Raw genomic sequence first — 13,624 nt, 5'->3', positions numbered from 1 at the left:
GCATCGTTCGCGCGACTATTTCGTGGGGTCGATTTCGGAGACTAATTTATCGACGGCGGCATCTAGTTGTTCCCCGTGGATATCGATGTGTTGAATCGTTCCCTTGTCGTCGATCACATACACTGTGGGCCAGTGCAGCACGTTGTAGGACGCTTGAAGTGGGCCATCATTGGTGCCGCCATCCCAGAGCGAAATCCAGCTCATTCGCCTTTCCTCGGCGGTCTGACGTGCCTTCTCAAGCGTGTCACCGCAGTTCACGCCGACTAGCACGAACGGTTTGCCGTTCATTCTTTCGACCAGTTCACGCTCATGAGGAACCTGGGCCATGCATGGACCACACCAGGATCCCCAATACACCAACACGACGACTTTTCCACGAAAGTCAGAAAGCTTCACCACAGCCTCATTTAGATCGGTGCCCGCGAATTGCGGCGCTGGGCGGCCGGGGAGAAGGTTCGGGATATTCTTCACGCGCGAGAGCGAAACTGTTGCGAGTGTGCCCATCACTGACTTCCCATCCGGCGTCTTTACACCAGTGTACTTGTCCAGCACTTCCTTGAAGTTATTCGCAGACAGCTGCAAAAGGCGGTCACGTTCTGTCTCACTTAGCTCGCGTCCCCATTCCGTCCGGGCGGTCTGCCGGTAGTATTCGCCGAGAGAATATGTCGCGATCCCGCGAACGTCAGCCGAAGGGTGGCGCTCTGCTGCCGCAGCAAGGATCGCTTGAGCGTCCGCATCATTGTTGTTGTAGCGAAACTTGTAGCAGAGTTTTCCAATCGCGGGATTTGCAAACTGCTGACCAAGCAACATGGTTTTGAACTCCGGCACGATGCCAATCGAGTGACTCATCGGGCCCGAGTACAGCAAGATGCCATCGACGACGGCGGGATCGCTGGCATTGGCTTTGAGGAGCTCCGCCAACTTTGCCGCGGTCGGTCCTCGATATTCGTTGAACCGGCTGTTCGCTTCACTAATCCGCTTGCGGTATTCTTCGCGCTCAAGAGACTTCGACAACTTGCCAATGGCACGAAGCTCTTCGTAGAAGGCACTCTGATGCTTCTCGTACTCCGCACCGATTGCCGCAATCCGTTCTGCAAGACTCTCTTCCGCCTGCAATACTATCGGCTGCGTTGTGAAGCTAAGGCACAACATCGACAAAAGTGTCAACAAAACACCGCGTTTCGTGCGCATGGACGATCCCCTGAGAATCTGAACTGTCCGATAGGAACTCGCGTCATTGTGTCGGAATGAGGAGCGAAACTCCAGCACGATGTCTACGTTGCGCTAAACCCTAGGTCCAATCCTTTATCTGGCTCGGAAGAAGTCCGCTGCTGCAACGATGGCTTTTTGTCGGCCGGCGGCGAATAATTCGCTTCCGGCCCGAGCGAGCGACAAATCCAAGGAGCAGTTATGCACTTTCTCTATGGCTCAAAACGAAACGTCTCGCGGCGACTCGTCGCCACATTTGGCTCAGAACAGCAACTACTGTCCTATGTCCGCTGGGCCACGCTACAGGATCTGGGCGACCGGCGAGGCAAATTCGAGCAGGGGAGCGCCCTGGCGAGTTACGATGCCTGGGAATCCTCGGAAGAGCCGTTGACGCAGGAGGATGAGAAGGCCGTTGATCACAATCCCACGCCCAGCATGCTTTGATGGGCATTCTCGACCCGCTCCAAAGTTGTCCCAAAGCGGATCAACAGACCAGAGAACGCGTTGATCACTGATTAAGAAATTTTAGCAGATTTACTCTCTCGTACTTAAGTTCGGTAACGGTTTTTTAAGCATCTCCATATCGAGCATGATGCCGTTGCGAATTGAATGGGAGTGCTTCAACAAGGTCACTAAGGTGGTCAGTTAGCATGTTACCAACGAAGCGATGCCCTAAATGATCATCTACATACTCCGTGCCGTAGAGGCGTCCACCCGGAGAGACAAGTGCATATGTGCCAGCTTTCGCGTCGTTTCCAAATCCATCCACGTTGAGATGGCTCCCCCCTTCGCGCTTGGCGCGGCCGACAATATTTCTGAACGTATCCGGAGGCAACTCGTACTTTTCACGGTTAACGTACCCATCGCCGAGTGGTGAGAATTCCAGTATCGACCATCTTCGGACATTGGAATACGGTGACAAAACATGAGCGATTGCTGGAACCGCATCTTGATTGCTGAGTGCTACGACTGTCCGAATCAAAGTCGGTACGTGGGCGGCGGCAAGGTCGCTCAGCAGCGCCATTACTCTCAAATAGTTACCCGGGCGATCTCGAAAGACATCGTGCACCTCGGGGGTGGGTCCGTCTAGAGAAAGCCCAACCTGGTCTACAGTAAGAATCTCATCTCTGAACTGTGGGCTGATGCTATCGGCGTTAGTTTGAACCTCAATCTTCAATCCAAGAGACCGCGCGGACCGAATGAGGGCCACAATGTCTGGCCGTACCGATGGATCGCCGCCGGCAAACGTGATCCATTGTGCGCCGCTTGTCGCAACGATGCGGAGTAACTTCTCTGCGTCATTGAACGATAGGGCCTCGTCTTTCGTGCGGTAACAGAATTTGCAGTGGAGATTGCACTTTGCCCAGCACTCCCAATGCACCTTAGCGATCCCATTTGTAGCAAAGGCTTGGTCACAGCTTTGACGGCATGCATGCGCCCCGCATGCTCCACATGTTTTATTCATGCTTCAGGGCCCTGCGCATTGCTGAGATGGACATCGGCCAACTTGTCACGATGGCGTTAGCTAGAAACGATGCTGACGCTGAGCCGAGGATTGCCGTTACTACTAAATTCGAGGTGGTTGCAAACGAGCCAATAGCGAACAGAACAAAGAACCACCACTGCCAATGCTCGCAGAAGAGCTTCCAAAGCCATGCGGACGTGTTTGATGGAGTGGCACGATGCCAGGCATCGTCAAACGCGTCCTTGAACATCGACACGATATTAAGTTGTCGCCCTTCACCCGAAGTCACCTCTATCAGCGTTCCCTGCAAGCTGCGTTGTGTTTTGGGGTCATAGACGTCAAGCCTAAGTACGTCACCGTCAATAAGAGCGCACGAAGCCAGACGCATGTCCGCGGGTTCCGAACTGATTCTTACCTCAATGTTGGGACTGTGCTTTGCATGATCTTTCCAGCCAGCGATGGAATCAACACTAGTCTTCGCCATCGAATTACTTCGTAACATGCACACTACGTCCGTGCTGGCCAGAAGCACTCTGATTTTCACGCCAGAAGACGCGCGTTCCCTGATAATCTCTGCAGCTTGTAGTTTCGGCGTAGTCGCCAACATTGCCAGACAGATCTCCGAATGCGCGCGACGTAATCGTTCTAGGTAGGAGCTATACGTATGGTCGTCCGTCATGCTACCGACAATCGCAATGACTGGGTCATTCGCTGAGCGAAGGCTAGCAAGCGTTCGTTCGATAGATTGGTCACCTAGCTTACTGGCAATCTGCTTTCGTAGATCCGGGGCCTGACGGACTAGAGCCGTACCGTAGGTCTCAGTCTCGACGAGCCACCCGGTTGCCTTTAATGTAGAGATGGCCGCAATGGCCTGTTCGCGATGCTCAAGGCCCTGGTACTGGCGGACTATGTCTACTAGCTCAGCTTCCGGGCGAGCGTGTTCGCGCGTCACCATAGCCACAGCAAGAGTAGCAGTGGTTCGAGACATACCTCCATGCTCTAGTCGCTCGACAACGTCAAGTTCCTCTGGTGTGAGCGCTGCCGACATGTTTGTGGACCTATTGTGAGTCTTGGAGAGTGCCCCGTCGAGCATCGAACTTTTGGATGAAGCGCGCTAGATGCGGTTCCGAGGCGTGAACAGGGAGCGCGTCACGGGGAAACCAATTTGCTGCGATAAGTTCTTCATGGTCGATATTGAGCGTCAGATGACAGGTAGTTTGAAAGAGAAGCCAAAGGCAGACGTGCAGACTTTCCTCTTCACCAGGTGAGATACTAACAAAAAACACTTTTCCGTCGATGGGCGTAGGCTCAATTCCAAGCTCCTCACGCAACTCTCTAGCGGCTGCATCAGATGGCGTCTCGTTCGGCTCAATGTGGCCGCCGCAGGGGAGCCAAAGGTCCGTCGCGCGATGATGCACAAAAAGTAAGGCTGTGCATGATTCATTAAGAACGACATTGTAAACTACGAAATGTCGGTCTTTCCGAGCGTTCGTTAACCACCGGAATGCTTGCGCGATGTCTTCGGCCTCTTGGGCATCCCAAGGTCTCACTTGGGCAAGATGCTCCGAAATTGCTTGTTTGTTCTGCATGAAAAGCTGCATCAGAGAGGAACACTCGGGTCGTGCAATGTGGCCAATACGAATTGTTGATGTAGAAATCCGTTTAGTCGATAGGAGTCTCCAAATCACCGGCCGCTGATCGCTCGTTCCCAGGTTGTAAATCGCTGGCCACGATTTTGGTACTACGCTCGGATTAGCTTAGCGTCATCGAAGGATTCAATCGATCGCCGGTAGTGCTGGCCTCGCAAATTTGAGCATGTCGCTTCACACGGACAATCAGATTTCGTTGATCGCCACAAACACCGCTCCCGCCGGCGCTTCCACCAGAATCCGTCCCCTTCGTCCCTTCCGTCCGATGAAGCGGATCCGTACCTCGACACCATCGACTCGCACGACGCGAGTTTCCCCTTCGCTGTACCAGTCGATGTTCTGGCTGGTCGGATGTTTGACGTCGGGGTTCGGCTTGGGTTCAATATGCATATTCAGATTCCGTTCTTGAAAATGGTTACCGTATGGCACAGAGGGAACTGCACGTCGTGGCTACGTTGACGCATGGCCATTGGTCGGCCAGCCTGACCCGTAGCCCAGAGCTCGGGTTTGGTGGCAAGACCGCGCGGGAAGCGGCGCGAAGGCTGTTGCACGCCTCGGCTCAAGCCGATCTGGATGAAGTACACCTGATCGAGACCAGCGCTTCTGAGAGCAATGGGCGATTGGACTTGGTGGTTCGTGTTGGCTAGGGCGATAAGCACTGATTCCTCCGCTTTGGACTGCGGAGGGCTTGGGCTCAACGAAAACAGGAGCCAAGCGCAACCGCAGAGTTTTCTGCGTTTGGGCCCAGCTCCTGCCAGGAAGCATCAAAATGGTAGTCGTTCTATTTTACGCCTTCACCAATTTCCACCTTCAGGCTCTGATGCGAGACACGATCTAGCAATTCAGCGATCTCAGTGCGGGTGGATGCCGAATTCGTCGATTTGGGCATTTGACGGTTCTGAAGCTTCTTCAGACGACGCGTCCGAGCTTTTTGAAGTTCTAAAAAGTATTTGAGGATGTTCATTGCTGGGTTCCTACTAGAAGTATAGGCTCACGGCATCCACAAGATCAACGAGCTCTTTGTTCTTCCGCTGAAAAAGAGCCTTGTAATGTTGATTCAGGAACTCAACTCCGCCTGGACAGTCGGCATCCAGCGCCAAGATCGCCACAATCCGACCTTCGACATTTCGGCCGCTGCCAGGGATTTTGCAAATAGGCAGACACAGTGCAGCAAGGACGTGTTCAGTCTGCTTCTTATCGGCCTCGGACATCACGTAAGTCGCTGCCGGACTGGGACTCTTTAGATAAATTGCGAAGATTTTGTTGCGGAAGACTTGCCAAACCAGCCCATGACGCCAGTACCAGCTTTTCCCATAATCAGGGTCTGATGTGTTCGCCCCATACGAAAATGCTGGCACAAGCCAAATAAACGGCCAAATCCCCCACGGGATGAAAACGTGGCCGCGGATATGTAGCTTCGCTTCCTCGGCCTGCCGCAAATTCTGCTTCAAATAGTGTTTTAAGTTTGGATCTCTGACCTTCAAAAACCTCTCGTCGGCCTGCAAGAACTTCCATGTTCCCACCAGAACGGCGCTGGCGAGTGAAATTAGAGCAATGTCGGTCCACTGGTCCCCTAGATAGCGGTGAACATATTCCTTGACAGCGGTCGGACCGAAAGACACCGCGGTAGCCAACAACGCCTTAAGCCAGTTTGTCATTTACCGCTCACACAGGGAGGAGGTTGGCAGGAGGGTAGAATCTAATGCTCTAGAACGTGCGGATCAATCGCTATTTTTCAATGCTGCTTCATTCACACCTTTTTGTTGGAGCTGGCATTTCCTGATGTGCGGTGCGGTGACATTGTTCGACACCAGGCATATGTAGATAGGCACTTCCGGAGGTGCGGAAATCTCCAACCTCGGCGATCCCCTTAGCACTTCAATCCGCACACCATTCACCACAATCACCGTTCCCTTCTTGCACTCGTGCTGCATTCCCATTTGCAATTCCTCCCGGTAAAACACCTGCCCTTGTCTCCGAAACCCCTGCTAATCCCGGCGATTCATGGGGTTTCGGTTACGCAGACACTATCGAGTAGCTGAAAAACACATGTCGGACGTCCGCCCTGGCTTCCGGGCGGGATGAAATCCCAGCGGCCCAGGCCGTCTTGGACGAGGGTAAGTAAGGCCGCCTCGGCTTCGTCGGCGGAAGCGAAACGCCGGGATGACGCTTTCAGATCGCGGGCGGTGACTCGTCCACCTTTGCGGCGAATGAGATCCAGAAGCTCCCGATCGCTGCGGGCTTCGTCCGATTCGCTCAAAACTGCGTAGACCCGCCGTGCCTCGCCGCCAAACCAATCGGACACCGCGATCGCCGAGCGCATGCTGACTTCATCGACTTCCGTCTCGCTCACCTCGTCGCCGGCTGCCCAGGCACAAAGTTGGAAGAGTAAAGCAAACCTGGCGGTGTAGGCTTCCAGCTTGCTCCAGGCAGCTGCTAAATCTCCATCGAGTCCCACCTGTTCGTCGCGGTGACGGTCGTAGTATTCGACCCAGGCCGTCTTCGCTTCCGGTGTCATTGCCAGAACGAACGGCGTATCACGGCCCTCTTCATCCCCGGCGGGCTCCAGAGAGATGAGCCGGTCAAATGTCTTTGCCAGGATTTCTGAAGTGCCAAGCGGCACAGTGCGTTCAGTCCATTGCACTTTCCTGCCGTCCGGCATTGCGAGCAGCAAGCGGGCACACATCCCGTCCTGCATATGCTCTTTGCCCATCGCAGTCCGCAGAATGCCCGGCTGAATCCCGCCGACCACAGATACTGCGGCCCTGGGGATATACAGTGTCTTCTTCTCGCCCGTTTTGCGATCGACGGTCATTGGTGCTGCCGACCACATAGCCAGCCAATGACCGTTGTCAGAACTTTTGGCGCCTTTGTATTCTCCAATTCCGTTCACCCAGCCAGCCAACTCATCCCGCACCACGAGGACGCCGTCAAATTGTTTGGACAAGCGGTCGGCCATCGCCTCAATGGTGATGTCGCTAACAATGAAGCGCTTTAGAACCGGCTCTCTGGGCTTCTCTGGAGGCGGTGTTCCACCCTTGGTGCGTTTCCACTGGGCGAAGTCACGTTCGTAATTGGCTAGATCACGCTCATAGATCTCCTGCGCATATTCAAAACGTTCGATCTCCTTCTGCTGCCGTTGATTGAGGAACTGCGTCGCTGCTTGGATCGCTGGCGTTTTATGAGTGCCGCTCTTCCCGACGATGGCTGCCCAGACGACCGCTGGTTCCGTCCAGCCGTGCTTTAGCCGGATGACGCGAGTGTTACCAACCGCCCGTGCCAGGCTGGCTAGGACTGGCAAGGCAATGAACGCATCATCGCAGCCAATGGAAGTGGCCGTCTCATGTACGTAGCTCCCCACATCCTTCGGCAGCGCGTCCGTGGGGAATGGTTGGTACGGCTCCAGCACTGTGCGTTTTTTCTTCCGCAGTTCTGTCTGCGTAACCGAAACCCTCGTTTTTCCCACGTTGGCGCGGGTTTCGGAGACAGGGTCCAGCCGTTTTCGCAGTTCCGACCAGTTCCAGGAACAAGAATTATGGTGGCAACCTGCTGAGATGGCTCCGCTCCGGTGTTCGAGCAGGAAGGCCGAACTATCGTTATGGTCGCAAAGTGGCGACCGGTTGAAGGTCCAACGCCGACCGTTTCCCTGTTTGCCGTTCCAGTCCTCGGGACCGCTGACATCGAGCTGATGGTTTTTAATGAAGGCTTCGAGGTCAAACCTCCCTGCCTCCTTCGATTTTGACGTCTTCTCGGGCTCAGCAGCAGCTGGGCCAGCTAAGGCGGAAAGCTGTTCCTCGGAGACCACAGTTAGTTCACCGGGGACCGACAGAATCCGCGCAATGCGATGGGGCCGGTCAGGAACACTGTCCCCCTTGGCCGCGAGCGTTCCGTAGAGCTTCCAGATTCTCGCCGGGTTATGCACCGTCTGGTCGAGTGAAACCAGCTTATCGGAGAACTGAGCGTCGAGTGTCGCCAAGCATCTTTCGACTAGACCTCCATCTTCGACAGGAAGGTCGACCCGGAACATCAAATGTCCGCCGTTGCCACTGTCGGCAAGGATTGGCGCTGGCCAGCCAAGGGTTTGCAGGTATTCGCTAATCTCACGGGCCCGTGCGAGCGCCGCTTCATGTTCTTCGTCCGTCGCCGAGATCCCGCTCGGGCGAATGGGGTCGGTATCCACGAGGAGCCAGCGGCGAGTAAGAATGTCCTTGTCGCTGGTGCTGTCGCCTTTCGCGGCTTTGCGCAGGCGGTTGTTGGCTCGGGCCAATAGCGCAGGGTTTGCGGGATTAACCGTAAAGTAAACGCCGGTGGCGCTACGCAGTGCTCTCAGAGCTGCGATGACCTTCAACGGATCGTTGAAATAGCCGCTGTAGGTGGCGGGCCAACTGTTCGAACCGTCGGTGCCATCCAGGACACGGATCTCAATCACTTGATCGGGTGCGCTAATCTGATCGATCGCGGCGATGACTAGTTCCTCGTCAAACAGGCGCGCTGGTTGAGTTGGCATCAGTTAGTCCCCCTGAGTTTTCGGGGCGTTGGTGCGTTGCACCTTGAATTGGCTCCGGCCGAATTCACGTCGAATGAAGCCAGCGAATAGCTGGTTCAAGTCGACGCCTACAGGCGTGCTGACGTCAATGACGCAGGTGCGGTTGATAATGTCGAGGGAGTAAGAGGTATTAAGATGGACCTCAGTCTCGCCGTGCAGGCTTTCGACTCCCAGGATTGAGAGGAGCATGGAGCTTTCGACTTCTTCCATCGGTACGTCGGGTGCAAACTGGTAGCGGAACACTTGTGACACAGGGGAACCTTTCCAAAACAGAGGTGAGAAAAACCATCTGTTTGGGAACTACCCGAGTCGCTCAGCAATTGACGGTTCGGTGGGCCGCAACTGGTCCAGATATTGATCGACGCTGCGTTTCTCGAACTCCGAGCGAAGCCGGTTGACATTGTCCTGAACGGTGGATCGCGCACGGTTAAACCGCCGAGCCAGTTCAGAGGTTGACTCGATCTTGAGGAGGCGGCAAAGCTCCTGCTGGTCGAGTTCCAGTTGGTCGATCACCTCATCGACATCGATGGCCATTTCCAAGAGTGCCCCTACGCCGTCGGCAGTCGTTGGCTGTTGGAGTGACTCGTCACGTGAGTCATTACACGTCCGCGCCCGGTGAAGAGAATGGACCCGGCGTATGTCTCGCTTGGGAGCAAATCGATCGCGCAGTTGATTGGCAATCGATTGATTGACAATACGTTTGATGAAAGCCAGGACCGGCAGGTTCGCCTTCCCTCGGGCGGCATCGAAGCGCTCGATCAGGCGCAGGCTGCATTCCTGTTCGATGTCATCCTGATCGCTTGTAGTGAAGCCAGCTGTCCCTACGAGCCGCCTGGCCTTCGAGTGAATGAGCGGACGAGCAATCTGACAAAGCGTCTCCGGCGAATCGATCGCCGCGAGGGTAGTGGAATACAAGTCATTGGTCGGATCCATCCTTCAGGTCTCCGTAGGTGCGTGGCCCACGGTCGGCACGGAGGTGGTGCCGGATCACTGCGGGCTTAGAAGCCCGGGATGGCTGAAGATGGCTGGCGGAGAATTCCGCAGAAAATGTAACCTGCCGAAGCCTAAGTGCTTATGTGCGTTCAGTTTGGCAACTGCGGATATCCCTGAGATCCAGAACGAAGAGATAGGCATTGATGATGGCCAGCCATCATCTGAGGCCGCCGAAGCCCCATTTACCGGAGTCGTCAAGCAGCAGAAAGCGAACTTTGAAACCGCTCAACACATACTCGCCTTGCACCCGCAGAGGAATGCGGGCTCGGTCGTTTGGGCCTGCGACCAGCATGCCGAGTTCGCGGCGAAGGTCAGCTAGTGTGTTTTTGAGCCTTGTTAGCGCTGCCTGTTGCCGGATAACCATACCTTCCACTTGTGCGGCCTCAATCTGTCCTGGTCGCGCGCGGCTATCTCGCTCCGTCGACTTCGCGGCACTGAAGTAGCCCAGCGCCGACAGCAAATCTAGTCGTTTTACCTGGTCACCTGTTTCCGATTCAGCAAATGCTGAAAGCACCTTCTCCCAGCGTCCCGGCGGCAGCGGTAACTCAACGGCAGCGGACTTTCGGAAATGCTGACCATCTGCGGGCACGGGGGTCAGGGCCCAGTGACGCCCCCTCTCGTCGACGCCAATCGCGAGCTCGGACCAATCTCGAACTGCGAGAAGTGCCCCTGGCCTGTCACTTTTCACCTCAGGCGCTACTTCTGCGACCGGCTGCTGTTGCTTGAAATAAAGCCTTGCTAACGCCTGTTCTTCCGCAAGCAACGTAACTAGATCCTGAGGTTGTGGCAGACTTGCGCGCCATGTGTTTGCGAACAGCGTTACGGCCTGCGTGACTCGGACATATTGAGGCTGGGTTCGCGTCTTGAACTCGAGCTGGCGGCAGTCATCCCAAGCTTCCTTCGCGCGTCGTGTTACTAACATGATGAGCAAAGCAACTGTCGGTGCAGTGAATTGCAGGATTGCAGCAGAGCCAAACCGCTTCTCGATTCGAGCCTCCTGGAGGAAAACATCGACAGTATCAATTTCCCTATTGTCTAGCTTGAGCTTCTCTTCAAGTCGGGCCGCGAGTTGATCAACACGCTGTTCATCCTCTTCTCGAACTGGTTGGCGACGTGGGTGCAGGTGGAGGTCACCGACCTCCTGTAGAAACCGGGCGTAGTGGCCGATCCTCGTCTCCAGTGCGGAGAAAAAAGACTGAAACATTTCGCTGTCAACCGGTCGGCTAGCATAGTCACTCATTTGTGACTGGGCCTCCTCCAGCGTCAACACACCTTGGAACATATCTCGATAGATGTGTTCCCGGCGACTCACCGGTTCGCGTAACCCCATCTTCAGATCGAACAGCTCGCGGTTGCCGTTAGCACGCATCGCGGCGATAGCCGACACCATCTCCTCGGTGTGTTCGGTAGGGACTAGATCTGGATGCAGCTTCAGCACTTCGCGTGCTTTTTCCAGATCTTCCAAAGTTGCTGCGAGTGATGTCGCGTCCATCATTGCGCCCGTGTCTGAGAATTCGGCCGTCATCTTTTTAGGCGATCGGGTAGTTAACGATTAGACAGCGCTCGATAGAGCGACGCCATTTCCCGACTAGTCCGAATTCTGCACGGAGGCCACATGCTCTTCCTCGACCCGCCCCATGAGCTCACGCCCGAGCAACGACTACAGATCATCGCTGCCATCTTCGCTCGCGGGATACTGCGACTCGCTGAGCTCGATCTCATCGAGCCCGAGGAATCTTGAACCTAGCCCCTTGAACTGACCGGGGAATCGAGGCTCAGTGTGTCACGTGGTTAACGGGCGGAGAGTTCCCGCCATAGCCCACCAAGGAGAACAATATGTCTGATCGATTGCGAGGAATTGAGGCGGAGCTGGCCAAGCTGCCGCTGCTGACCGTTGGCGAATTGCGCGAGCGGTTCGTCGAGGCATTTGGCGAACCAACCAACAGTCGGCACAAAGACTGGCTGGTCAAACGGATTGCTTGGCGGATGCAGGCTAACATCGAGGGCGGTCTGTCCGAACGGGCGCTGGCCCGAGCGAAAGAACTCGCCAACGAAGCCGACCTGCGGATCATGGCACCGAAGCAATCGAAGCCGTCGGCTGGATCGGTGACGAAGGTCGTCGCCTGCCCGGTGGACTCGCGTGTGCCGCCGCCAGGGTCGGTGATCACAAAGGACTACAAGGGCACGAAGCTGCTGGTGACGGTCTTGGTCGACGGCTTCGAGTTCGAAGGCGAGAAGTTCACATCGCTCTCAGCAATCGCCAAGAAGGTGACCGGCCAACATTGGAACGGCTACGGATTCTTCGGCCTCGGCAAGGAGAGCAAGAAATGAAAAAGGTACAAACCAAGCCGCCGGTCGTCATGTGCGGCATCTACACTCGCAAGTCCACAGAAGAAGGATTGGAGCAAGAATTCAACACGCTCGACGCACAGCGTGAATCGGGCGAGGCGTTCATTAAGTGCCAAGCCCACGAGGGCTGGGTGTGTTCGCCGGAACGATACGACGACGGTGGCTTCACCGGTGGGAATATGGAACGGCCCGCGCTGAAGCGGCTGATGGCGGATATTGAGGCGGGGAAGATCAACGTCGTGGTCGTTTACAAAGTGGATCGATTGAGCAGGTCGCTCCTCGACTTCGCCCGCATGATCGAGGTCTTCGACAAGAAGCAGATCGCGTTTGTATCAACGACTCAGCAATTCAACACCGCCACGTCGATGGGCCGGCTTGTGTTAAACGTGTTGCTCTCCTTCGCCCAGTTCGAACGCGAGATGATTTCTGAACGAACCCGGGACAAAATCGCTGCTGCCCGACGCAAAGGCAAATGGGTCGGTGGCATGCCGCTGCTCGGCTTCGACGTGGAGCATTCGCGTCTGGTGCCGAATCCGACCGAAGTCGAAATGGTCCGCGAGATCTTCGGTCTCTACGCCGAGAACCAAGCGATGACGAAAGTCGCGCGCGAACTCAACTCACGCGGTTGGCGAACAAAGGCGTGGACCACGAAGAAGGGCCGAGTCATCGGCGGGCACCCGTTCACCAAGGGCCGGTTATGGCAGTTACTCACTAACCCGGCCTACATCGGCAAGGTGAAGTACAAGGACGAGGTTCACCCCGGCGAGCACGAGGGGATCGTGGACGAAGGACTGTTCCTGAGAGTTCAGGCGGCGCTGACCAGGAACAAGGACAACGGTGGTGCCGGGAACCGGAATCGGCATGGGGCACTTCTTCGGGGAATCCTCCGCTGCGGCTGTTGCGACGCACCGATGCACCATGTGTTCACGCAAAAGGGGACGAAGAGATATCGGTACTACGTCTGCGCGAAGGCCCAACGGGATGGCTGGGATTCTTGTGCGGCACCTTCACTGCCTGCGGGCGAAATCGAGGCGTTTGTCGTCGAGCAAATGAAGGGACTGGCGGAGTCGCCTGACTTACTCAACGCGACACTGGAGCAGCTCCCCGTGCACAACCCTCTTCGAACAAGTTCTCTGTTTTTCAATTTGCGTAAGTAGCTTTGAACACAGCACTTGCTGATTTCGAGTCCGGTTCGGTGTCACTAACGAACCCAACGCTTTACTAACATTTGGGGCGAACCGGTTAACAGACCAGAGAATTTCTGGCGCTCTCTGCGCGCTCTCTGTTTGCCTGCGACCTTCTCATGAGTTGCTGATGAGGCCAGAATCCCAACCGACCGATCCAGGGAAATCGACGTACGTTTCAGATGGCCGATGGTGCCCCCGGGGTGCAAAAAAGAACGCACTCCCCTCA

General features: G+C 55.6%; 17 protein-coding genes. 5 read left to right on the top strand and 12 right to left on the bottom strand.

Annotation, left to right across the window (positions count from 1 at the left end):
* Positions 1 to 15: 15 nt before the first annotated feature.
* On the bottom strand, positions 16 to 1,191 hold the full coding sequence (locus NA78x_RS17255; protein ID WP_425613615.1) for a redoxin domain-containing protein: 1,176 nt from the start codon (positions 1,189 to 1,191) through the stop codon (positions 16 to 18).
* 219 nt (positions 1,192 to 1,410) lie between these two features.
* On the opposite strand from NA78x_RS17255, the gene NA78x_RS17250 reads away from it, so the two are divergent.
* Positions 1,411 to 1,653: a hypothetical protein gene (locus NA78x_RS17250; RefSeq protein WP_425613614.1), complete on the top strand. Its 243-nt coding sequence runs from the start codon at positions 1,411 to 1,413 to the stop codon at positions 1,651 to 1,653.
* A 124-nt stretch (positions 1,654 to 1,777) separates the two neighbouring features.
* Here the strand turns inward: NA78x_RS17250 and NA78x_RS17245 are convergent, their stop codons facing one another.
* The 4 genes from NA78x_RS17245 to NA78x_RS17230 form a co-directional block, all read right to left on the bottom strand.
* The gene (locus tag NA78x_RS17245; protein ID WP_425613613.1) at positions 1,778 to 2,674 is read right to left on the bottom strand and encodes a radical SAM protein; all 897 of its coding nucleotides are present in this window, start codon (positions 2,672 to 2,674) and stop codon (positions 1,778 to 1,780) included.
* On the bottom strand, positions 2,667 to 3,662 hold the full coding sequence (locus tag NA78x_RS17240; protein WP_425613612.1) for a hypothetical protein: 996 nt from the start codon (positions 3,660 to 3,662) through the stop codon (positions 2,667 to 2,669). Before NA78x_RS17240 ends, NA78x_RS17245 begins: the two co-directional genes overlap by 8 nt.
* A 70-nt stretch (positions 3,663 to 3,732) precedes the next feature.
* Entirely contained in the window at positions 3,733 to 4,263 is a 531-nt protein-coding gene (locus tag NA78x_RS17235) for an NUDIX hydrolase (protein ID WP_425613611.1), read from the bottom strand.
* A 246-nt stretch (positions 4,264 to 4,509) separates the two neighbouring features.
* The gene (locus tag NA78x_RS17230) at positions 4,510 to 4,713 is read right to left on the bottom strand and encodes a hypothetical protein (RefSeq protein WP_425613610.1); all 204 of its coding nucleotides are present in this window, start codon (positions 4,711 to 4,713) and stop codon (positions 4,510 to 4,512) included.
* A 56-nt stretch (positions 4,714 to 4,769) separates the two neighbouring features.
* On the opposite strand from NA78x_RS17230, the gene NA78x_RS17225 reads away from it, so the two are divergent.
* The gene (locus NA78x_RS17225; protein WP_425613609.1) at positions 4,770 to 4,970 is read left to right on the top strand and encodes a hypothetical protein; all 201 of its coding nucleotides are present in this window, start codon (positions 4,770 to 4,772) and stop codon (positions 4,968 to 4,970) included.
* A gap of 134 nt (positions 4,971 to 5,104) precedes the next feature.
* On the opposite strand, the gene NA78x_RS17220 is transcribed toward NA78x_RS17225, so the two are convergent.
* From NA78x_RS17220 to NA78x_RS17190, 7 genes are all read right to left on the bottom strand, one after another.
* Positions 5,105 to 5,287, bottom strand: coding sequence for a hypothetical protein (locus NA78x_RS17220; protein WP_425613608.1), 183 nt, complete (start codon positions 5,285 to 5,287; stop codon positions 5,105 to 5,107).
* A gap of 13 nt (positions 5,288 to 5,300) precedes the next feature.
* Positions 5,301 to 5,981: a hypothetical protein gene (locus NA78x_RS17215; protein ID WP_425613607.1), complete on the bottom strand. Its 681-nt coding sequence runs from the start codon at positions 5,979 to 5,981 to the stop codon at positions 5,301 to 5,303.
* Positions 5,982 to 6,044: 63 nt separating this feature from the next.
* Entirely contained in the window at positions 6,045 to 6,263 is a 219-nt protein-coding gene (locus tag NA78x_RS17210; RefSeq protein WP_425613606.1) for a hypothetical protein, read from the bottom strand.
* 62 nt (positions 6,264 to 6,325) lie between these two features.
* Entirely contained in the window at positions 6,326 to 8,671 is a 2,346-nt protein-coding gene (locus NA78x_RS17205) for a YfjI family protein (RefSeq protein WP_425613605.1), read from the bottom strand.
* A 162-nt stretch (positions 8,672 to 8,833) separates the two neighbouring features.
* Entirely contained in the window at positions 8,834 to 9,121 is a 288-nt protein-coding gene (locus NA78x_RS17200) for a hypothetical protein (protein ID WP_425613604.1), read from the bottom strand.
* Positions 9,122 to 9,169: 48 nt separating this feature from the next.
* Positions 9,170 to 9,802, bottom strand: a complete 633-nt coding sequence (locus tag NA78x_RS17195) for a sigma factor (protein ID WP_425613603.1) — start codon at positions 9,800 to 9,802, stop codon at positions 9,170 to 9,172.
* Positions 9,803 to 10,019: 217 nt separating this feature from the next.
* A complete protein-coding gene (locus NA78x_RS17190; protein WP_425613602.1) occupies positions 10,020 to 11,387 on the bottom strand; it encodes a hypothetical protein in 1,368 nt (455 codons plus the stop codon).
* A gap of 90 nt (positions 11,388 to 11,477) precedes the next feature.
* Here NA78x_RS17190 and NA78x_RS17185 point away from each other — a divergent pair, with 90 nt between their 5' ends.
* The 3 genes from NA78x_RS17185 (at position 11,478) to NA78x_RS17175 (ending at position 13,368) form a co-directional block, all read left to right on the top strand.
* Complete coding sequence (locus tag NA78x_RS17185; protein WP_425613601.1) at positions 11,478 to 11,603, top strand: hypothetical protein; 126 nt, start codon at positions 11,478 to 11,480, stop codon at positions 11,601 to 11,603.
* 95 nt (positions 11,604 to 11,698) lie between these two features.
* Entirely contained in the window at positions 11,699 to 12,193 is a 495-nt protein-coding gene (locus tag NA78x_RS17180) for a DUF2924 domain-containing protein (RefSeq protein ID WP_425613600.1), read from the top strand.
* Positions 12,190 to 13,368, top strand: coding sequence for a recombinase family protein (locus NA78x_RS17175; protein ID WP_425613599.1), 1,179 nt, complete (start codon positions 12,190 to 12,192; stop codon positions 13,366 to 13,368). The genes NA78x_RS17180 and NA78x_RS17175 overlap by 4 nt, the downstream gene beginning before the upstream one ends.
* Positions 13,369 to 13,624 lie beyond the last annotated feature (256 nt).

It is taken from the genome of Anatilimnocola aquadivae (genome assembly GCF_049819085.1).
Taxonomy (GTDB): Bacteria; Planctomycetota; Planctomycetia; order Pirellulales; family Pirellulaceae; genus Anatilimnocola.
This window is presented reverse-complemented; position numbering and strand designations above follow the sequence as displayed.